The sequence below is a fragment of the Brachybacterium sp. P6-10-X1 genome (genome assembly GCF_001969445.1).
Classification (GTDB): domain Bacteria; phylum Actinomycetota; class Actinomycetes; order Actinomycetales; family Dermabacteraceae; genus Brachybacterium.
Genome location: NZ_CP017297.1, coordinates 2,275,174 through 2,296,909, shown reverse-complemented (window position 1 = coordinate 2,296,909; position 21,736 = coordinate 2,275,174). Strand labels below are relative to the sequence as shown.

Below are 21,736 nucleotides of genomic sequence, written 5' to 3'. Positions count from 1 at the left end.
AGCGTGAGCCCGCAGGAACAGGTGCCGATCGCGCACGGGTCGACGGGGCGCCGACGCTCCCGACGACTCAGGGCGCTGCTGGCCGGCGGCCTGGTCCTCGGGGTCGGAGCCTCGGCGACCATCGCCGCATGGACCGACACCGAGCAGACCAGCGGCGTGTTCGAAGCCGGCGAGTTCGCGATCGAGGTGAGCGTGGACGGCGCATGGAACGACACCCGGCAGATGACCTTCGACGCCTCCGGGATGCTTCCCGGCACCGTCGTCCACGCCCCGGTGCAGATCCGCACCACGGCGAACACCTCGGTCGGCGGAGTCCTGACGCTGACCGGGGAGGGCGCGACCGGTGACGCGGACCTGGTGGGCGCGCTGGAGCATCGCGTCGTGACGGTGGATCCCGTCGCCGGAGGGCGACCCGGCTGCGAGGCGGCGGACTTCGTGGACCCGTCGGCCTTCGTCGTCGGCTCCCCGGAGACCTGGGAGCCGCTGGCCGGCGCCACGGAGCCGATCGCCACCCAGCCGATCGGCGCCGCGGGAGGCATGGTCGCGTACTGCTTCGAGGTCCGACTGGCCGATGACGCCCCGAACTCCGCGCAGGGCTCCTCCGCCGAACAGACCTGGACGTGGGACGCCGCGTCCGTCACGCCCGGGTGATGCCGATGGGCAAGAGCACGCGTCGCAGCGACTCCGGCGGTCGGCGCCTCGTCAGCCGATCGGCAGATCTCGCGCTCACCGTCCTCGCGGTCGCCGGGGCGGTGTGCATCGTGCTCGTGATCCTCAGCTGGACGTTCAACGTCTCCCTGATGATGTTCCGCACCGGGTCGATGAGCCCCACCATCCCGGCGGGAGCGGTCGCACTGGTCCGGGAGATCCCCGCGACCGAGATGGAGGTCGGCGACGTGGTCACCGTGGATCGCGGAGCGGACCTGCTCCCGGTGACCCACCGCGTGGTGGAGATCCACGACGTCGACACCTCCTCCGGGACGGTGACGTTCGAGATGCGCGGTGACGCCAACGACGTCGCTGATCCCGAGCCCTACACGACACAGCAGGTGCAGCGGGTGATGTTCTCGGTGCCCCGCGCGGCCCGGGTCATCCAAGGGCTCGGCGACCCCTACGTGCTGGGAGGCCTCACGATCGGCGCGAGCCTGCTGGTCGTCTGGGCCTTCTGGCCCCGCGACGACGAGGAGCCCGAGCCGGACGACACGGACGACGACGGCCCTGCCCCAGGGCACGAGGACCCGGGTCGGACCGTGCTGCGCATCGCCGTCCTCCCGCTCGCGGCTGCCCTGATGCTCGTCGCGCCCGGCCCCGGTCATGCGGAGTCGAGGCTCATCAGCGGCGAGCACCTGCGGATGCAGACCGAGGGCGACACCGAGCAGATGCGGAACCTCGCCCCCGGGCAGAGCGTCGTCTGGACCGTCGGCGTCTGGGCGGAGGCCCCCGATCCCGGGCGGATCCGGCTCGGGATCACCGGCGGCGGCGATCTCGCAGGCGTCGACGATGCCCTGACGGTCTCGGTCACCGCGTGCTCCACGCGGTGGGTCGGTGATCGGTGCCCGTCGCAGGCTCACGAGCTCCTGGCGGCGGAGAGCCTCGACAGTCTCGCCGAGACCGACGGGACCCGGGCGCTCACGACGATGCCGAGCGACGAGGAGCGGTGGCTCAGGGTGCAGGTCACCCTCACCGCGGCGGCGGGCGAGGCGGACCTCTCCGGAGCGGACGGCCGCGTGCTGATCCACGCGGTCGGGGCCGGGGACGAGCTCTCCACCGGGCCCGAGGGCGCCCCGGACCGTCCGGGGCCCGGCCAAGGGGGTCCTGCGGAGAGTGCGGGTCGCGACGGCTCGGGCGAGCATTCCCCGGGCAGCGGGTCCCTCGAGCGTCCCGGGGAGCTCGCTCGCACCGGTGTCACGGCCGTCGCAGCGGTCGCGGTCGCCGCCGCCGGGTTCCTGCTGGCCGGTGCCGTGCTGCGGCGCACACGGCGCGGGGACGGTGCGACGACGCGGCGGCGGTGACCGCAGCCCCGTGTCGTCCGCGGAAGGCTCTCATCCAGGAGTGCGGTGAGGGCGCTGCGCTCTCGCCAGGTGGCCACGACGTGCCGAGGCCCCTCCGGCGGACTACCGTAGGAGGCCGGGACGGCGCTTACCGGCCCACGGGCCCGGAGCGGCTCGCACGAGCCGAGGACGGGGGCGGATGACCACCACGCTGCGCCCCCGCCGCTTCGGCCCCCTGCGCGACAAGCATTCCCGCCCGTACCTGATGACCGCGGGGCTGTCGATGATGGGCGACAACATCGAGCACGTCATCACCTACTGGGTGCTGTGGCAGACGTTCCAGTCCCCCTGGCTGGTCGGCTTCCAGGTGATCAGCCACTGGCTGCCGTTCCTGCTGCTGTCGGTGCTGTTCGGAGGTCTCGCCGAGAAGTACGACTGCCGACGCATCATCCAGATCGCCCAGGGCCTGTTCGCATTCGTGTCCCTGGCCTGGGGCGCCCTGTTCCTGACGGGCACGCTGGAGATGTGGAGCGCGTGCGTGCTGCTGGTGCTGCACGGCTGCGCCGGTGCCCTGTGGGGGCCGGCCGAGCAGCTCATGCTCCACGACTTCGCCGAACCCCGCGAACTGCCCAGCGCCGTCCGGCTGAACGCGACCTTCAAGAGCCTCGGGGTGCTGGCCGGCCCCGTCGTCGGTTCCGCGCTGATGCTGCTGCTGGGGACCACCTGGGGCATCTTCGCCAACGTGCTGTTCTACCTGCCGATGACCCTGCTCATGATCCGCACGCCGTTCACCGGGCACACCCGCAGCGGCTCCACGCTGCGCGAGCGCGTCTCGATCCTGGACACCGGCACGGTGCTGCGCACCGTCGGCGGCGACAAGGTGCTGGTGGGGATGATCGCGCTGGCCGGGCTGATCGCTGTCTGCGTCGGCTCGTCGCTGACGGTGTCGATGCCGAACTTCGCCGACACCCTCGGGGCGGGGGAGGAGGGCGGCCTGGGGTACGGACTGCTGCTGTTCGCCAACGGCATCGGCGGCGTGCTCGGCGGATTCCTGCTCGAGGCCACGGGAGTCATCAAGGCCGACGTGCGCGCCGCCGTGGTCGCCGCCGTGATGTTCGGACTGACCAGCCTGACCGTCGCCACCACCACGCACTACGCGATCGCTGTGGCGGCGCTGGTGATCGGCGGTGTCGCGAACCTCGCGGCCACCTCCGTGGGCCAGGCCATCGTCCAGCTGCGCGCCCCGGAGCACCAGCGCGGACGCGTGGTCGGGGTCTACGGCATGATCGCCAGCGGCATGCGCACCGGCAACGGCATCACCCTGGCCGGGCTCGGCGCCCTGGTCGGGGTCAGCGGTGCCGTGGCGGTGGGCGGCCTCGGCCTGGTCATCGGGGCGCTGGTGATCGCCCTGCTCCTCGCGATGCAGGGAGCACGGATCCGACGGGCCTGAGGGTCGGCCGGGCCGGCGGCCGACGGCCGGGGGGTCCGACGTTCGGCCTGCGGCTCAGCGGCCGAGGCGGCGGCTCAGCCCGATCCCGAGGGCACCCACGCCGAGGGCGAGGACGGTCAGGGCCGCCGGGAGGCTGATCTCACTGCCGGTCTCGGCGAGCCCGTCCTCGCCGTCGTCGGAGGGATGATCGGCGCTGCTGTCCGACGAGCCGCCGGCGCCGGCCGTGCCGGCCCCGCTCAGAGCGTGGCCCATGCGGAGCATCGCGGCGATGGTGCGCTGCTGCTGAGCGGTCAGATCCGTCGGGGAGTCCGCGGGCGCAGGGGGGGAGCTTCCGGGCTGCTCGCCGCCGGCCGTCGGGGCGGGGTCGTCGTGGCCCGGGGCGTCCTGGGTCGGCGTCGGGGAGGAGGAGTCGTCCTGGTTCGTGCTCTCCCCGCCGCTGCCGTCGGTTCCGTCGCCTCCCGAGGCATCGCCGGCATCGTGACCGTCCGACCCGTCGTGACTGGTCGACCCGTCCTGACCGTCCGACCCGTCCGAGCCGTTCGCGTCGGTCGTGCCGGAACCACCGGTGGTGTCGTCGGCACTCTGGCCGTTCGACCCGTCTCCGCCGTTCCCCTCGCCGCCGGTGGTGTCGTCCCCGCCGGACGAGGTGTCGTCGCCGGTCTCGCCGCCAAGAGCGTCATCACCGGTCGGGGGGTCCTCACCGCCGGTCTGATCGCCGGAGGAGTCGTCCCCGCTGCCCGTCGAATCATCCCCGGCGCCCCCCGGGGCGTCGCCGCCCGACCCGTCCTCGGAGCCGTCGCTGGGGTCCGGGTCCTCGGCGGGCGGTTCGCTCTGACCGGGATCCTCCTCGCCGCCCGCAGACGGGTCGGGCTCCTGCGAGTCGTCGCCTCCGGTGTCGTCCCCGGAGCCGCCCTGATCCGGGCTCTCGGGATCCTGGGACGGCTCCTCCGTTGGTTCCTCGGTGGGCGGCTCGGTCGGCTCCTCGGTGGGCGGTTCCGTCGGTTCCTCGGGGGCGGGCTCGCCGTCCTGGCCGTCTCCGGTGTCGGTGGCGGCGAAGTGGGCCGTGGCCTGCGAGGCCCCGCCGCTGACGGCGACGTTGTAGGTGCCCGCCGCGTCCGGGGTGTAGGACTGCGCGGGAATGCTGCCGTCCTTGTTGGTCTGGACGGTCACCCTCTCCGATCCGTCCTGGCCCGACGGCGGGATGATCTGTACGGTGACGTCGGTATGGGGCTCGAAGCAGTCCGCCTCGATCGTCACGGTCTGACCCACGTCCACCTCCGCGGGCGAGGCGCTCGCGCTCGCCGCCTGGCACACCGCCGGCGGTGACGCCGGCCCCATCCCTGAGCCGGGAGGCGCCGCGAGGGCCGAGGACCCTCCGAGCGTGCAGGAGGCGACCAGCACCAGACCAGCACCGATACCGGTGAGGGTCGAAAGGGCACTGCGGGTCACAGGAACTCTCCTCGGAAGACAGGGACAACCCGTCATACTCTAGAGGGAGGCCCCATAACAGTGCGCCCAAATGGATCACATGGCCGGGCAAATTCTTGGTGATTCCTCCTCACCGGCGTCGACGCGAAGGAGCACCCCATGAGCAAGGACGAGGCACCGGTCGCCGCCGACTACGACGAACGGAGGCCTGACCAGGACCTCCGCCCCATCGAGGGTGCCCCGGACGGGACGGCGACGGTGCCGGGTGCCGCCGCGACGAGAGCAGACGGCGCCGAGGACTCCTCGGAGAAGGCGCGGAACTCCTCAGGCAGCGCCCGGAACGCGTCCGGCAGCGCCGCGACGTCGTCGGGCACCGTCGCCCCCGCACCGCCCACGCTCACCGAGGCCGAGGCAAAGGAGATCGCCACCGAGGCGCAGGAGGTCATCGACGAGATCGCCACCGTGGTCGAGGGCAAGAGCGAGGTCGCCCAGATCTCCCTGCTGGTGCTGCTGGCCGGCGGCCACCTGCTCATCGAGGACATCCCCGGCGTCGGCAAGACCATGCTGGCCAAGTCCCTGGCCGCGACCCTCGGGGCCGATCGCCACCGCATCCAGTTCACCCCGGACCTGCTGCCCGGCGACGTCACGGGCGCGAGCGTCTTCAACCAGGCCACCAGCGAGTTCGAGTTCCGGCGCGGAGCGGTGTTCACCCAGATCCTGCTGGCCGACGAGATCAACCGCGCCTCGCCGAAGACCCAGTCCGCCCTGCTCGAGGCCATGGAGGAGCGGCAGGTCAGTGTCGACGGCGCCACCTACGAGCTGGCCGAGCCGTTCATGGTCGTCGCCACCTCCAACCCTGTCGAGATGGAGGGCACCTACCGTCTGCCCGAAGCGCAGCGGGACCGCTTCCTCGCGCAGACCTCCATGGGCTATCCCGTGGCCCCGGCCGAGGCCCGGATGCTCGCCGCCCAGGCCGGCCCCGTCCCCGCCGGCGATCGCGAGATCCTCGACGCCGTCTCCACCCGCACCACGCCCGAACGGATCGCCGCCCACGTGCGCGCCGTCCGCCGGGTGTACGCCTCGCCGCTGATCCTCGACTACGTGGTCCGCCTGGCCGACGCCACCCGCACCCATCCGCAGGTCACCCTCGGCGCCTCGCCCCGCGCCGCGGTGCACCTGGTGCGAGCCGCCAAGGCGCACGCCGCCCTCGTCGGCCGCACCTTCGTCGAACCCGAGGACATCAGCGCCGTGATCATGCCGGTGTGGCGCCACCGCATGCACCTGACGCCTCAAGCCCTCTCGCGGGGGGCCAGCTCGGGGGAACTCGTCGACCAGGTGCTGCGGAGCACCTCGCAGACGTGACGCCGCCCGCCGGGACGGTCCTGCGGCCCACCGCGCGCGGCATCGTCGTGCTCGTCCTGGCCCTGCTGTGCTGGGTCGCCGCGGACCTCACCCGGGTGCTGCCCGCCCGCTACCTCGCCGCCGGACTGCTGCTGGCCCTGCTGGTCGGCGCGCTCGGGATCGGCCTGGCGGGCATCGGGCTGCGCGCCCGCCGCCAGGTGATCGACGACGCCGTGCCCGTCGGCACCGTCGCCCGGATCCAGCTCGAGCTGGTGGGCACCCCGTGGCTGACCATCCTGCCGCTGGCCCGCGGTGCCGTGCGCGAGCACCTGCCCGAGCCCCTCGGCGGCCAGGGCGACCTGCCGCTGTCGCGGCGCATGCCGCACGTGCTGCGGGTCCGCCGCCGCGGAGGGCACCGCCTCGGCTCCTACAGCCTCATCGTGCGGGACGTGTTCGGCCTGTTCCACCTGCGCCGCACGGTCGACGACGGCCTGCGCCTGACCGGACTTCCCGTGATCGCCGAGCTCGCGCCCGCCTCCGAGCGCGCCACCGGCATCACCCGGGACGGCGTGCTCGGTGCCGCGGCCGGCACCGGGGTCGGTGAGATCGGGCCCATCGCCCGCCCCTACGCCGCCGGCGACGACATCCGCCGCATCAACTGGCGCGCCAGCGCCCGCACCGGTCAGCTGATGACCCGCGAGGACGAGCCCAGCGCCGGGCACAGCGCCGTGATCGTCCTGGACACCACCCGCCGCGGCGAGGTCGACGAGGAGCCCGGCGCGGCCGACGGAGAGGTCGAGGACCGTCTGGTCTCCCATGCCGCCACCGTGCTCGAGAGCCTCGGCCTGAACGGCTGGGACGTGCGCATCGTGGACGCCGGCGGCGACGAGATCACCCGCAGCGGCCGTCGCCGCGGCATCCCCGGCCGCTCCCCGCTGGGCAGAGAGGCCGACGCCGTCGAGCAGCGCGCCTCCCTGCTCGCGCTCGCCGACGTGGACTTCGACGACGACGCCGCGACCGGCATCGGCATCGACCACGCCGCCGGGCAGACCGCGCTCGCGATCGCCCTGGGCCCCGACCACGGCGAGCCCTTCGCCGGGCTCGAGCTGGACCGCTTCGCCGGCCGTGCCGCCCACCGCACCGCCATCGCCCTGCGCCCCGTCGGCGCGGACGAGGACACGCGCCGTCCCCGGCGGGCGCGACGCATCGGCCCTGCTGATGGCGACCACGTCGGCCACGCCCACGACGAGCACGCCGGCCACCTCGCCGGGCACGAGGGGTACGCCGCGCGCCGCGCCGCCCAGCCCGCCTCGCAACCCGCCGCCCAGGAGGAGAACTCCGACGACGAGCCCGTCGGCCCGACCCGCTCGCGACGGGGCAGCTGGACCCTCGTGCGCGGCACCACCGCCGACACCCTGGACGAGCTGCTCTCCGCCGCCGACGTGGAGGAGTGGACATGAGCCCCCTGATGGGTCGGCCCGCCCTGGAGGGCACTGCGCTCATCGGACGCTCCCTGGTGCTGCTGCTGGCGATCCTGCTGGCCTCCGCACCGCTGTCGATCCTGCTGGCCGGCTCCTCCTGGTTCGTCCTCACCCTCACCGCCACGACCCCGGTGGTCGTCGGCGGACTGGTGCTGCGCCATCTCGTCGACCGTCAGATGCTGGTGCCGCTGCTGCAGCTGCTGGTGGTGGCGGTCCTGGTGCTCGTGGTCGAGACCGCCCAGGGCCTGCTCAGCGTCGGTGACGGACCGATCGCGATGATCACCCAGCAGTCGGTGATCTTCCCCGGCGCGATCAGCGAGCTGGCCTCCGGGATGGCGCCGCTGACCCTCGGCTCCCGCGGGACCGTGCTCGTCGTCGCGCTGCTCGCGCTCGGCGCCCTGGTGCTCGACCTGGTGTTCGTCGACCTCGGCTGGCACACCCCGACCGGCCTCGCCCTGATGGGGACGATCCTGATCCCCGCCCTGCAACAGCCCTCCGGCGGCCCCTGGTGGACGGTGGCCGGACCGCTGGCGGCGGGGCTGATGATCCTGGCCACCCGCACCGTGCACGCCGATCCCGTCTACATCGCGGGAGACCGTCGACCGCAGGCGGGCCCTCTGCCCCGGCCGCTGCGCACCGCGGGCGGGGCCGTCGCCTCCCTGCTGCTGGTGGCGGTGCTCGCGATGCCGCTGGGGCTGGCGCTGCCGCAGTTCGCCCCCACCCAGGTCGCCCTGGACATGGACGTGGTCAACCGCTGGCAGAACCGTGACATGCCGCAGCTGGGTCCGGTCATGATCGACGACGACGTCTCCGTGCGCCGCTCCCTGCTGCAGCAGGACGACATCGAGGTGCTCCGCTACACGACCACCGCCACGAAGCCTTCCTACCTGCGCCTGCGCACCCTGAACACCTTCGACGGCGAGACCTATCGCAACGACACCGCCGGTGAGGACCTGCCGGTGGGAGAGGCCTCCTTCTCCGACGCCCGCGCCGACGGCCAGGCGGTCGACCCCTCCTCGGGGGGCCTCGTCCGCACCGAGTTCTCCGTCGAGAACCTCGGCGGGGACCGCCTGCCCGCGCCCGACAACATCCGCGCCATCGACACCTCCGAACCGCGCATCAGCCGCGCGCTGACCCTGCAGCCCTCCAACGGCGCGATCGCCGTCGGCCGCACGAACGTGCCGCTGACCGGCCTGGACTACACGATCCTGTCTGAGAGCAACCCCGCCACCGCCGACGAGCTGCGCAGCGTGGACCCCGCCGTGTTCGAGCAGCCGTTCGAGGCCGGCTACACCTCCCGGGAAGAGGTGCCGCAGATCGCCGAGGAGCTCGCCGTCCAGGTCGCCGAGGACGCCGGCGCAGAGAACGCCTTCGACACCGCCGTCGCCTACCAGCAGTACTTCCGCACGACCTTCGCCTACTCGCTGACCGTGAACTCCCCGCCGGGGGAGGACCCGCTGGAATCCTTCCTCTCCGACCGCATCGGCTACTGCGAGCAGTTCGCCTCCACCTTCGCGCTGATGATGACCGCGCAGGGCTACCCCACCCGCGTGGCCATCGGCTTCACCCCCGGCGACCAGCAGGGGGAGGAGTGGTCGGTGAGCTCGAACAACGCCCACGCCTGGCCCGAGGTGTGGTTCGGCCCCGAGCACGGCTGGGTGCGGTTCGAGCCGACGCCCGCGGCCGCCGCCAACGGCGTCAGCGCCCCGGGCATCACCGAGGAGGACGGCGGCGCCGAGGAGGAGCCGAGCACCGCCGCGCCCAGCGAGGAGCCGACCGAGGAGGAAACCTCCCCGGAGTCCACCAGCGAGGACCCCACCACGGGGGAGGACCCCACCGGCGCCGACACCACCGAGGCCGGCACGTCCGACGGCGGGGGACTGGCCCCCGATCCCCGGACGGTCGAGCGCGTCGAGAGCGGGCTGTACAGCGGTCTGGCCGCCGGGGTGCTGATCGCGGCGGCCGGCGCCGCGGCCGTGGTGCTGATCCGTCGGCGCCGCGTGCACCTGCGCGAGCAGCGCTGGAACGCGCTGGTGTACGGCGGGACCGACGGTCGCGAGGACCCGGATGTGACCGAGCGGGACCGTCGACGCGCGGGCGAGCTGGCCTGGTCGGAGCTGACCGGCGAGCTGACCGTGCGCGCCCGGGTGATCCGCCTGCTCGGGTGGACCGGGGCCTGGGGCACCCCGCCGCAGCAGATCGCGCTCGACGAGACCCTGCCCCCGGCCCGTGCGCTGGAGGACCTGCTCGACCAGATCGCCGAGGGCGAGCTCGAGGTCACGCCCGGGCACCGCGAGGCCGCCGCCCGCGTCTCCTCCGCCTACACCGCCGCGCGGTACGCGGCGCCGCTGCCGGGGGTGGGGGAGTTCGGGGCTGGTGCCCCGTCGGCCGCCGGCGGCGCCTCGCGCGCCGGCGGACCGTCGGAGGTCGCTCGACCGTCGCGTCAGGTGCGGGACGAAGGGGCCGGAGCGACCCGAACGTCACGCTCGACGGAGCCGCGAGCAGGTGGGCCGGCGGGACCGGGCGCTCGGAGCAGCGACGACGGGGCGCCGGTCGGGCAGCGTACCTCGACGGGCACGATCGTCATGCCTCCGCTGCGCGCGGACTCCGACCAGCTGATCGCGCTGATCCGCACCTCCCGCTGACGGGGGCCGGTCCCGCTGACGGCAGCCGGTCACGGCATCATGCGGCGGCCCGCCGGAGCGCGCACCTCCCGCCGCTCAGTCCTTGATCGGGTCGGAGACGTCGCGGGCGCCCGGCGCTTCCTGAGCCGCCTCGCGAGTGTGGGGCGTGCTCGCGAGGGCGCCCTTGCCGAAGTAGCGGTGCGGGGCCTGCGCCTCGAAGATCCGGGCCGCGCGCAGGGAGTCCACCTCGCCGACGACGGGGTTGGGCTGGTGGGTGGCGCGGGTGCCGCCGTACAGCGAGATCAGGTTCATCGCGACGGCGCGCTGGTTGCGGTGGCCGATCATCTTGACGATGTGCACGCCCAGCCAGGCCGACCAGCCGAGCGATCCGGTCAGCCCACCGATCACGGGGATCTCCGCGATCGCGGCGTGACGGCCGATCGTGGCCATGGTGCCCAGGTTCGTGTAGGAGAACTTCTTGCGCGACTTGCCGGCGACCTCCGCGGCGATGTTCTTCGCCGCCGCCTGGCCGGTCTGGATCGCGGGCTGAGCGAGCTGGGGGAGGGGGTCGTCCTGGCTGGCGATGTCGCCCGCGGCGTACACGCCCGGGAAGCCCTTGACCTGCAGGTAGTCATCGACGGCGAGGCGGCCCCGCTTGTCCTGCGGCAGCCCCCAGTCCTTGACCGACTCGGGGATGGCCACGCCGGCGGCCCAGATGGTGATGTCGGATTCGAGGACCGTGTCGTCGTCGAGGACCACGTGGTCGTAGCCGACGGACTTCACGCCGTGGCCCAGACGCAGCGTCACGCCGCGATCCTCCAGCTCGTCCGCCGCGTACCGGCGGAACTCCGGCGCGAACTCCTTGATCAGCTCATCACCGCGGTTGAGCACCGTGACCTGCAGGGTCCCCGGGTCCATCTCGGGATAGAGGATGTCGAGCTCCTGCATGCGGAAGTCCGCCAGCGCCCCGGCGATCTCCACGCCCGTCGGCCCGCCGCCGACGATGCAGACGTTGAGCTTGTCGTGGATGGCTGCGTCCTCGCGGGTTGAGCGCTCCAGCTCGGAGAAGACGCGGTCGCGGATGGCCAGGGCCTGCGAGCGCGTGTACATCGGCATCGCGTGCTCCTCGGCGCCGGGGGTGCCGAAGTAGGTGGTCGTCGCGCCGTTGGCGACGACGAGGTAGTCGTAGGCCAGCTCCTGGACGCCCTTCTGGCCCTCGTTGAGACGGACCACCTTGCGCTCGGGGTCGACGCCCTCGATCTCACCCTGTCGGTAGCGCATGTTCGGGACCTTCAACGAGAGCCCGCGCAGGAACATGGTGACGTCGCCCGGATTCAGCCCGGCGGTGGCGACCTGGTACAGCAGCGGCTGGAACGTCTTGTAGACGTTGCGGTCGATCAGGGTGACACGCACCCGGGCGTCGCGCAGGGCTCCCACGGCATGGGCGCCGGCGAAGCCACCCCCCAGGATGATCACGTGCGGCCAGCTCGCGCCGTCCTTCGCGGGGACGGTGGGGCGCGGGGTGAGGAACGGCAGGACCATGGGGACTGACTCCTTGGAGTGACGGTGGTCGGCCTCCCCGCGGGATGCTCGTGGCATCCCTGAGCGGGTGCCGGCGTCGGCGGGAGATGGGTGAGGAGCGGCGGGCTGCGGGCGGTGCCGGGTGCGACCCGGGATGACGAACCCGAGATCGGTCGGGCTCGGAGCCGGAGACGGGCGCAGGGATGGCGGGCCGTCCGAAGTCCTCATCGATGCTACCCACTTCCGACGGGCGGGGGAACCTGGCGGTAGGTGCGCCTGGTGGGGTGTCACACCTGGTAAGCGGTCACCGGTGGTCCGGCTCGCTGCGTGTGCGGCGGTCCGACGTCGACGGCCGAGGCACGGGATGTTCTGTGACGGCGGAGCCGCCGAGGCGATGAGTCAAGCGGCGGTAAAGGCGCTATTGCGGTCTGATCACGGCAGGAGCGCGGATCGTGCCGGAGGGTGAACATTCGATGACAGGTGTCGGCCAGGTCGGGGAAACCTGGGCGTGTCCTGGTCCGCATGGACTGAGATAGCCGGAGCGCACCGCCATCCCCTTTTCTCCCTCCTCAGGAGCCCTCCTCATGTTCGACATCCCTGCCCGCCGCCTCGCGCGGGGCGTCTCCGTGGGCCTCGGCGCCGCCGCCCTGGTGGCCGCGTCGGCCGTCGTGCCGCTCGGCGCCGCCGTCGCCGCCGAAGCGGGCGACGAGGTCAATCTGCTGACGTTCAACGACTTCCACGGTGCGCTCGACGCCGGCGACGCCTTCGCCTGCACCGTCGTGACCGCCCAGGGGCAGCACGACAACTCCGCGCTGCTGTCCGCCGGGGACAACGTCGGCGGCAGCGCCTTCGTCTCCGCCGTCGCGGACGACGAACCGACCCTCGACTTCCTGAACGCCCTGGGTGTGGACGCCAGCGCGATCGGCAACCACGAGTACGACCAGGGTCAGGACGACCTCAACGGCCGCATCTCCGACAGCGCGGACTTCCCCTACCTCGCCGCGAACGTCTTCGACGAGGGCACCGACGCCCACGCCCAGCAGCCGTACGCCATCGTCGACGCGGGGGACGTCAAGGTCGCCGTGGTCGGCGCCGTCACCACCAAGACCCTCAGCAAGGTCAGCCCCGCGGGCATCGAGGGTCTGGACTTCCGCGACCCGGTCGACTCCGTCAATGCCGCCGTCGAGGAGCTCGAGGCCTCCGACGAGGAGTACGACGTCATCGTCGCCTCCTACCACGAAGGCGCCTCCGGCAACGGGGCCCCGGGAGAGGCCCCTGCCAACTCCGACCCGATCTTCGACCGGATCGTCACCGAGACCTCCTCCGAGGTCGATGCGATCTTCAACGGCGACTCCCACCAGACCTACGCCTACGACGCCCCCGTGCCCGGCCAGGACGGCGAGGTCCGCCCGATCGTGCAGACCGGGTCCAGCGGTGCGAACCTCGGCTCGGTCACCCTGCAGCTCGGGGACGACGAGGACTGGGACGTCGTCGAGGGCGGCACGGAGCTGATCCCCACCGAGAACACCGACCCCGCCGACTGCGCGGGCGACGACACCTACGAGGAGGCCGCCACCGTCGTCGCCGACGCCGTGGCGAACGCCGAGGAAGCGGGGTCCGTCGAGGTCGGGACCATCGCCGACGACATCACCACCTCCTGGGGCTCCACCGTCGCCGAATACGACGAGGACGGCATCCGCCGGACCCAGGACCCGGTCACCGACCAGGCCAACACGAAGGGTGATGACCGCTCCCGCCACTCCGCCGCCGGTGACATGCTCGCCGACTCCATGACGTGGTGGCTCGAGAACGAGGGCGCCGCTCAGGACCACGAGGTGATCGGCTGGATGAACCCCGGCGGCATCCGTGCCGAGCTCTGGTACGACGCGGCCGGCGCTGACGGCGACGGCGTGGTCACCTACGCGGAGGCCAACTCGATGGTGCCCTTCGGCAACACCCTGAACACCGGCGAGGTGACCGGCGCCCAGTTCGTCCAGATGCTCGAGGAGCAGTGGCAGCGCGACGAGTCCGGCGCACCCACCAGCGAGTTCCTCGCCTTCAGCGTCTCGGACAACGTCCGGTACACCTTCGACTCCACCGCCGGGATGGACGAGCACATCACCGAGGTGCGCATCGACGGCGAGCCGATCGACCTCGAGGCCACCTACACCATCGTCACCGCGAGCTTCCTCTTCGAAGGCGGCGACAACATGTGGACTCTCTCCGAGGCCAGCGACGTCAGCGACTCCGGCGTGCTGGACCGCGATGCCTTCATCCAGTATCTCCAGGCGCACCCGGGCCTCGAGCCGGACTACTCGCAGCGTCAACTGGACCTGCAGGTCCTCGACGCCGGCGAGTACGACTCCGACGAGGACGTGGACCGCGACCCGGTGCTGCGCATCGGCGGCCTCGAGTCCCTGAGCCTCGGAGCTCCCCGGATCGAGTCGGTCGTGGTCGATGCCGGTGAGTACGGCACCTTCGAAGCGCCCTACGCGATGGTCGAGGAACTGGGTCGCGCCTACGGCGACGTGACGCTCACCGACTGGCTGTGCGTTCCGGAGGGCACCGTGGTGCCGCTGAGCATCACCGCCATCCCGGACACCGGCACCGCGATCAGCGTCGACGCCCCTGCCTTCACCTGGACCTCCGGCGGCGCGCCCGACAGCTGCACCACGGACGACGACGAGGGCGCCACCCCGCCGCCGAGCGACGGTGGCGGCGACGACCAGGGCGGTGACGACCAGGGCGATGACGGTGCCGAGGGTGACGGCGCGCAGAGTGACGACACTGCTCAGGGCGGCGATGACCAGGTCGAGGACACGCAGGGCGAGGACACGCAGGGCGACGCTCAGGGAGGCGACGAGGGCAACGATTCCCAGGACGATGACACCGTCACCCCGGTCGTCGACGACACCACGGGCGGCGCCTCCACGGACGGGACCACGGCGGGCGAGACCCCGTCGGACCTCGCCCGCACCGGCGCCGACGTCGGCCCCCTCGCCGCGGTGATCGGCTTCCTCACCCTCGCCGGGCTGGGAGGGCTCGGACTGCGTCACCGCCTGTCGCGCCGCTGAACCACCCGGACAGCCTTCCCGCTCATCGAGTGCGACGTCCGGAACCCTTCGCCGCAGCTGAGACGTCCCGGAGGTCGCACTCGAGACGCACGACCGACCGACGACCGCGAGATCACCGCAGCGCGATCACCGGACGATCACCTCACGACGGCCGTACGACGGCCCCACGACCGCTGGACCGGGGCGAGATCCGCCCCGTCCGTCGGACCCCCGCAGCAGACTCACCCCATCCCCATCCCAGGAGTCCCCCGCGATGAGCACCCCCACCCACGGCGCCGCGCTGCGCACGCATCTGGCCCGCGTCGGGTCCGCGGCCGCAGCGCTCGCCCTCGGCATCAGCCTCACCCCCGGCCTCGTCCCCTCCGCCCAGGCCGCCGTGGTCACCCCCGGCGACCTGCAGATCAACGAGGTGTACGGCGGGGGCGGCAACTCCGGCGCCACGGTGCAGAACGACTTCGTCGAGCTGCGCAACACCAGCGGTGAGGACCTCTCCCTGGACGGCTGGTCGCTGCAGTACGCCTCGAAGACCGGCAGCTTCCACAACACTCTCCCTCTGGAAGGCGCCGTCCCGGCCGGGGGCACCTTCCTCATCGAGCTCGCCGACGGCAACGGCAACGGTGACCCCCTGCCCGAGGCCGACCTCGTCGGCGGCATCAACGCCTCCGGCTCCGGCGGAGTGTTCGCCCTGTCCGACGCCGAGGGTGAGCTCGCGTGCCACGGCGCCACCTGCGCTGAGGACCCGGCCGTGGTCGACCTCATCGGCTGGGGAGAGGCCGTCACGTTCTCCGGCGGAGCGCCCGCGCCCGCGACCACCAATGCCACCTCCGTCTCCCGCGTCGAGGCCACCGGCGAGAACTCCACCGACTTCGTCGCCGGGGAGCCCACCCCCACGCCCTCCGGCGCCGAGCCGACCGACCCCGGCGACCCCGGTGACCCGGGCGATCCCGAGGACCCGCCGGCCGACCCCACCGCCGCGACGATCGCCGAGATCCAGGGCACCGGCGCCGCGAGCCCCCTGGACGGCACCTCCGTGATCACCGAGGGCATGGTCACCGCGGTCTACGCCGACGGCGGCCTGGACGGCTATGTCATCCAGACCGGCGGCACCGGGGGAGAGGTGGACCTTTCCTCCCATGAGGGATCCACCGCGCTGTTCGTGTACTCCCCGGAGACCTCCGCCGAGGTCAGCATCGGCGACTCCGTGCGCGTGACCGGCGAGGTCTCCGAGTACCACGGCTCCACCCAGGTCTCCGTCGGCGCCGACGGCCTGGAGAAGCTCACCGAGCCGCTCGAGACGGTCCGGCCGGTCACCCTCGAGGGTGACTTCCCCACCGACGAGGCCCGGCGCGAGAGCCTCGAGCACATGCTGTACCTGCCCGGCGAGGGCGACTTCACCGTCACCGACGTGTACGCCACCAACCGGTATGGCGAGGTGGGCCTGGCCATCGGCGACCAGCCTCTGCAGCAGGCCGGGGACATCATGGCCCCCGGCCCGGAGGCCACCGCCTACTACGAGCAGCAGGCGCAGAACCTCGTGCTGCTGGACGACGGCCGCACCACGAACTTCGCCGAGAACCCCGAACAGCCCATGAGCTGGCTCACCACGACGGAGCCGGTGCGCGTCGGCGCGGCCGCCCGCTTCACCGACCCCGTCGTGGTCTCCTGCTCCTTCGACCAGTGGCGGCTGAACACCACCACCCCGTGGAGCGGGGCCGGCACCGACGGCGTGGACTTCGAGGACACTCGCGAGGACGCTCCCGACGAGGTCGGCGGTGACCTGCAGATCTCCACCTTCAACGTGCTGAACTACTTCACCACCCTCGGGGAGGACACCCCCGGCTGTGAGCCCTACACCACCATGGACGGCGAGGGCACCTCCGTGCGCGGCGGCTGCGACCTGCGCGGCGCCTGGGGAGCCGACGACCTCGAGCGTCAGCAGACCAAGATCGTCGAGGCCGTCTCGGGCACCGGCGCCGAGGTGGTGGGACTGACCGAGATCGAGAACTCCGCCCGCCTCGGGGAGACGCCTGACGAGGCGACCGCCACCCTGGTCGCCGCGCTGAACGAGCGCGACGGTAAGGGCACCTGGGACTACGTGCCCACCGGTGACGCCTACGCCGCCCAGGGACTGGACGGCGGCCAGGACGCGATCACCAACGCGATCATCTACCGGCCCGCGGCGGTGAAGCCCTCCGGCGAGGTGCACATCCTGGCCGGTGACGAGGCGTTCGACAACGCCCGCGAGCCGATCGGGCAGGTGTTCGTGCCGGTCGACGGCAGCGGCGACGAGCAGGTCGAGGGCGAGCCGTTCTTCTTCACCATCAACCACTTCAAGTCCAAGGGATCCGAGGACGCGGAGGATGCCGATCTCGAGGACGACCCGGTCCAGGGCAACGCCCGCACGTCGCGTCTGCAGCAGGCCGAGGCGCTGCTGACCTGGAGCGAGGCCACGGCCGACGAGCTCGGGGTCCAGGATGTCTTCCATGGCGGCGACTTCAACGCCTACACCCAGGAGGAGCCGCTGCAGCTGTTCTACGAGCAGGGCTACGCGGACCTCGGGGACACCTACGACCCGGAGGGCTGGTCCTACAGCTATGGCGGCATGGTCGGCTCGCTGGACCACGTGCTCGCCGATGCGGATGGCGCCGAGCGGGTCACCGGCGCGACGGATTGGCAGATCAACGGCCCCGAGTCCGTGATGACCCAGTACTCGCGCTACCACAACAACGCCACCGACCTCTACGAGGACGGGGTGTTCGGCTCCTCCGACCACGATCCGATGATCGTGGGCCTGGACGCCGGCTTCCCCGAGGACGGCTCCGGCGGCGAGGACGACGGGGCTGACGAGGGCGACGGGCATCCCGGCCAGGGCGAAGAGCATCCCGGAAAGGGCCACGGCAACGGCCATGGCCACGGCCCGCGCGAGAACGACAACCGCGGCCCGGGCAACGACAACGGCTCCGGTCCGGGCAGCAACAGCGGCATCGGCCATGGCTCCGGCCGCAACGGCTGAGTCGAGGCCGAGGGACGAGCTCCGTGGCCATCTCCCCGATCCCTGCCTGAGAATGGTTCCATGAGCACCTCCCTCGGCCCCGCCTCCGGGGCCCTCGCCCGTCGCCTGCGCCTCGGGGATGCCGTCGTCATCGGGCTCGCCTCGATGATCGGGGCCGGCGCCTTCGTCTCCCTCGGCGCCGCACAGGACCTGGTGGGCACCCTGGCACCGCTGGCCGTGCTGATCGCCGCCGTCGTCGCCCTGGGCAACGCCACCTCGACCGCGCAGCTGGCCGCCCAGCACCCGTCCTCCGGCGGCACGTATCACTTCGCCAATCAGCAGCTCGGTCCCTGGTGGGGCTTCCTCGCCGGCTGGTGCTTCGTGATCGGCAAGATCGCCTCCTGCGCCGCGATGGCCCTCGTGGTCGCCGCGTACCTGGTGCCCGAACCGGCCCAGCGCCTGGTCGCCGCCGTCGTCGTGATCGCCCTGACGGCGGTGAACCTCGTGGGCATCACGCGCACCGCGGCGCTCGCCCGGATCCTGGTCACCGTGGCGATCGCAGCGCTCGTGCTGACCGCAGGGCGCCTGGTCGTCGGCCTCGCCGCGACCCCGATCGAGCCGACCGAGGGCCTCGACTCCACCGATGGCGACGCCGGACTCACCCATCTCTCGGCCATCCCCGGGCCCCTCGCCGGCCAGCGCACCGGTCTGTGGGACGGCGGCCTCGCCGGGGTGCTCGGCGCCGGGTCCGGCGGCACCGTCGCGATCGCGCTCGCCGTGCTCCAGGCCGCCGCGATCATGTTCTTCGCCTTCGCCGGCTATGCCCGCGTGGCCACCCTCGGTGAGGAGGTCATCGAACCCCGCCGCACCATTCCCCGTGCGATCCTGGTCGCCCTGGCCGCGGTCTGCGCGCTGTACCTGACGCTGTCGATCCTGCTCGTGTTCGTCGGCCCTGCTCCCGGCGGCCAGGGATGGGGACCGGCCCCGTTCCTGACCGCCCTGGAATCGGTCGAGGCCGGAGGGGTCTGGCACGCGATCATCACCATCGGGGCGGTCGCCGCGGCGGCCGGGGCGCTGCTGGCCCTGATCGCCGGCGTCTCCCGCACCGTCCTCGCCATGGCGCGCGGGGGAGACCTGCCCCGATACCTCTCGCGCTCCAGCAACCGCTACGCGGTGCCGCAGCGCGCCGAGATCGTGGCCGCTCTGGCCGTGCTGGCCCTGGTGCTGCTGGCCTCCGACACGCTGGTCGCGATCGCGGCCTCGGCCTTCGGAGTGCTGCTGTACTACGCGGTCGCGAACCTCGCCGCGTTCACCCAGGCGGGGCAGTGGCGTCTGTATCCGCGGTTCCTGCAGGTGGTGGGTCTGGTGGGCTGTCTGGTCCTGGTCGCGGCCCTGCCCGGGCGCTCCATCGTGGCGGGCCTGGGGCTGGTCGCGATCGGTCTCGCCTACCGGGGCATCGTGCTCGCGGTGCGGCGGAGCAGGACCTGACCGCCCCGATCGACGATCGGGCATGGTCGACGATCGGGCACGGTCGACGATGCGGAGCCAGCGCCCCTGCCGCCCTCGCCACCCGGTCGAATCACCCTTGACTTATATAAGCGTGGACGCAAGGATGGTCTCGTGCACGCTCTCGACGTCCTGGGTGACCCGGTGCGGCGCAGGATTCTCGAACTCCTCGCCGACGGGGAGCTCAGTGCGGGCGAGATCGGCGCGGCGGTGCAGGAGGAGTTCGGGATCAGCCAACCGGCGGTCTCCCAGCATCTCCGTGTCCTGCGGGAGCACGGTTTCGCCCTCGTCCGGCCGGAGGGCAGGCGCCGCCTGTACGCGGTCGACCCCCGCGGGCCTCGGGAGGCCCGCGACTGGCTGAGCCCTTTCGAGAGGTTCTGGCTGCCGGCGCTCGATGCCCTGGGCACCGAGCTCGCCCGCGGGAAGCGGCAGCGCCGCCTGTCGGCCCAGCTGGAGTCCGACGCAGCGGGGTCGTCGCCGGCGCCGCACGGTCCACCCACCTCGACGACTTCCACCCACCATCGACGACACCCACCCACCACCAACACCGCGAAGGAGACCTGACATGGTCGACGTCCCCACCCAGCTCGCATCCGTCAGCCGCAGCTACCGCACCGAGGAGGTCGACGGCGAGCCCTCGCACGTCCAGAGCCTCGAACAGACCTACCCCGCCGCGATCGACGACGTCTGGGACGCCGTCACCTCCGCCGAGCGGATCCCGCGCTGGTTCCTGCCGATCAGCGGCGACCTCCGCCTCGGCGGCCGCTACCAGTTCGAGGGCAACGCCGGCGGCGAGATCCTCGTCTGCGAACCGCCCGCCGACGGCGCGGCCGAGTACCGCGTCACCTGGGAGATGATGGGCGCGGTCTCGTGGGTGACCGTGCGCCTGGCCGCGGACGGGGAGCAGACCACCCGCTTCGAGCTCGAGCACGTCAGCCACACCGAGGACATCCCCGCCGAGATGTGGGAGACCTTCGGGCCCGGCGCCACCGGCGTCGGCTGGGACGGCGGACTGTTGGGCCTCGCCCTCCATCTCGGGGCGACCGACGGCTCGCTGGCCCCCTCCGAGGCCGAGGCCTGGGCGGTCACGGAGGAGGGCACGTCCTTCTATCGCGGGGCGGCCGACGGCTGGGCCGTGGCCCACACCGCCTCCGGTGAGGACGCCGACGTCGCCCAGCAGCGGGCCGACGCCACGTACGGGTTCTACACCGGCACCGAGCAGCAGGGCTGACCAGGGGCCTGACCTGGGGGGGGATGCCTGACGTCCGGGGAGGCGGGTCCGGTAGGGAGCGTGCCCGGCCGATCGGCCGTGCGGGCTGTGCAGTCCTCTCGCGGCCCGCGCGCCCCAGGCAGAGTGGGCCCCGCGCGGAGCTCGTCAGATCGCCCGGGCGATCACCACGAACTCGCGGCCCGGGCGGTCCGGGGCCTGCCGGATCTCCACGATGGTGAAGCGCGCTGCCTCCACGGAGGAGCGCAGCTCGTGCTCCTCCCGGAAGCGCAGCGTGGTGGTCGAGGTGCGCGTCGCACCGTCGAGGAAGGTGAACTCATCGGCGAAGGTGACCAGCGGGAGGTCGACCTCGAAGCGAGTAGGGCGGGAGATGACCCGACCCGTGCCCGGCACGTCCCACGCCTGCTGAGCCGTCTCGGCCTGCCACTCCTCCCAGGCGCGACGCTCGGGCCGACGGGACTCGAACACCAGGTGCCCGCCCCGACGCAGCGTGGCACGGATCCGCTGCAGGGTGCGTGACCAGGCCTCGTCGGTCGTGAACACCTGCGCCACGTTCCCGGTCATCACCGCGGCATCGGCCCCGAGCTCGGGGAGGTCCTCGGCGGTGCCGTGGATCCAACGCACGATCTCGGCCGACGGTTTGCTGCGCGCCACCTCGAGGGAGGCCGCGGCGGGGTCGACCCCCGTGACGTCGAGGCCCGAGGCCGCGAGCCGCACGGCCAGCGCTCCCGTTCCGCACCCGACATCGATCACGGAGCCTGCGTCCAGCTCGGCGAGGATCGCCTCGTAGTGGTCGAGGTCGTCACGCTCGCCGTCGAAGGTGTCGTAGCAGGCCGCGAGGCGCGGGTCCGAGTACAGGGCATCGGGGGCGGCACGGGGTGGGGGAGCGGCGGGCTCGGAGGTCACGGGTCGAGAGTAGGAGGCGGCGATCCCGTTCGGCGAGCGAACTCTCGTCGTGCGGGGAGCCGACGGAGGGCGTGTTCCGGTCGACGGGGTGTGACGGGTCGACGGCCGTGCCGGTGGGGGCCTCGAATCCACGGGCGCTCGGTGAGCAGGTCCCCTCCGTCTCGGCTCCGTCTCGGCTGTGGCTGCTGGCATGG

Annotated in this window: 14 protein-coding genes; 11 read left to right on the top strand and 3 right to left on the bottom strand. The window is 72.5% G+C overall.

Annotation, left to right across the window (positions count from 1 at the left end; translation table 11 throughout):
* The first annotated feature begins 3 nt into the window (after positions 1-3).
* The 3 genes from BH708_RS10460 to BH708_RS10450 all read left to right on the top strand — a co-directional run bounded on the left by BH708_RS10460 (position 4) and on the right by BH708_RS10450 (position 3,441).
* A complete protein-coding gene (locus tag BH708_RS10460) occupies positions 4-651 on the top strand; it encodes a SipW-dependent-type signal peptide-containing protein (RefSeq protein ID WP_076808512.1) in 648 nt (215 codons plus the stop codon).
* Between the two features lie 5 nt (positions 652-656).
* Positions 657-2,012 carry a signal peptidase I gene (locus BH708_RS20135; RefSeq protein WP_253705303.1) on the top strand — a complete coding sequence of 452 codons (1,356 nt, stop codon included), beginning with the start codon at positions 657-659 and terminating at the stop codon, positions 2,010-2,012.
* Positions 2,013-2,190: 178 nt separating this feature from the next.
* The gene (locus BH708_RS10450) at positions 2,191-3,441 is read left to right on the top strand and encodes an MFS transporter (RefSeq protein WP_076808510.1); all 1,251 of its coding nucleotides are present in this window, start codon (positions 2,191-2,193) and stop codon (positions 3,439-3,441) included.
* Between the two features lie 54 nt (positions 3,442-3,495).
* Here BH708_RS10450 and BH708_RS10445 read toward each other — a convergent pair whose 3' ends face one another.
* Positions 3,496-4,890, bottom strand: a complete 1,395-nt coding sequence (locus BH708_RS10445; RefSeq protein WP_076808509.1) for a hypothetical protein — start codon at positions 4,888-4,890, stop codon at positions 3,496-3,498.
* A gap of 138 nt (positions 4,891-5,028) precedes the next feature.
* Here BH708_RS10445 and BH708_RS10440 point away from each other — a divergent pair, with 138 nt between their 5' ends.
* Genes BH708_RS10440 through BH708_RS10430 form a run of 3 tightly spaced genes read left to right on the top strand, consistent with a single transcriptional unit; the run spans position 5,029 to position 10,336 of the window.
* Entirely contained in the window at positions 5,029-6,231 is a 1,203-nt protein-coding gene (locus BH708_RS10440; protein WP_253705302.1) for a MoxR family ATPase, read from the top strand.
* Positions 6,228-7,670, top strand: a complete 1,443-nt coding sequence (locus BH708_RS10435; protein WP_076808508.1) for a DUF58 domain-containing protein — start codon at positions 6,228-6,230, stop codon at positions 7,668-7,670. Before BH708_RS10440 ends, BH708_RS10435 begins: the two co-directional genes overlap by 4 nt.
* Entirely contained in the window at positions 7,667-10,336 is a 2,670-nt protein-coding gene (locus tag BH708_RS10430; protein WP_076808507.1) for a DUF3488 and transglutaminase-like domain-containing protein, read from the top strand. The genes BH708_RS10435 and BH708_RS10430 overlap by 4 nt, the downstream gene beginning before the upstream one ends.
* A gap of 75 nt (positions 10,337-10,411) precedes the next feature.
* Here BH708_RS10430 and BH708_RS10425 read toward each other — a convergent pair whose 3' ends face one another.
* Positions 10,412-11,857 (bottom strand): NAD(P)/FAD-dependent oxidoreductase, encoded by a 1,446-nt coding sequence (locus tag BH708_RS10425; protein WP_076808506.1) that lies wholly within the window; start codon positions 11,855-11,857, stop codon positions 10,412-10,414.
* A 563-nt stretch (positions 11,858-12,420) separates the two neighbouring features.
* Here BH708_RS10425 and BH708_RS10420 point away from each other — a divergent pair.
* The 5 genes from BH708_RS10420 (at position 12,421) to BH708_RS10400 (ending at position 20,639) form a co-directional block, all read left to right on the top strand.
* A complete protein-coding gene (locus BH708_RS10420) occupies positions 12,421-14,910 on the top strand; it encodes a bifunctional UDP-sugar hydrolase/5'-nucleotidase (protein ID WP_076808505.1) in 2,490 nt (829 codons plus the stop codon).
* Positions 14,911-15,163: 253 nt separating this feature from the next.
* A complete protein-coding gene (locus BH708_RS10415; protein ID WP_076808504.1) occupies positions 15,164-17,923 on the top strand; it encodes an ExeM/NucH family extracellular endonuclease in 2,760 nt (919 codons plus the stop codon).
* A gap of 60 nt (positions 17,924-17,983) precedes the next feature.
* Positions 17,984-19,390: an APC family permease gene (locus BH708_RS10410; protein ID WP_076808503.1), complete on the top strand. Its 1,407-nt coding sequence runs from the start codon at positions 17,984-17,986 to the stop codon at positions 19,388-19,390.
* 132 nt (positions 19,391-19,522) lie between these two features.
* Positions 19,523-19,972 carry a helix-turn-helix transcriptional regulator gene (locus BH708_RS10405; protein WP_076808502.1) on the top strand — a complete coding sequence of 150 codons (450 nt, stop codon included), beginning with the start codon at positions 19,523-19,525 and terminating at the stop codon, positions 19,970-19,972.
* Between the two features lies 1 nt (position 19,973).
* Positions 19,974-20,639 carry an SRPBCC domain-containing protein gene (locus BH708_RS10400; protein WP_076808501.1) on the top strand — a complete coding sequence of 222 codons (666 nt, stop codon included), beginning with the start codon at positions 19,974-19,976 and terminating at the stop codon, positions 20,637-20,639.
* Between the two features lie 144 nt (positions 20,640-20,783).
* Here the strand turns inward: BH708_RS10400 and BH708_RS10395 are convergent, their stop codons facing one another.
* Complete coding sequence (locus BH708_RS10395; protein ID WP_076808500.1) at positions 20,784-21,542, bottom strand: class I SAM-dependent methyltransferase; 759 nt, start codon at positions 21,540-21,542, stop codon at positions 20,784-20,786.
* Between the last annotated feature and the right edge of the window lie 194 nt (positions 21,543-21,736).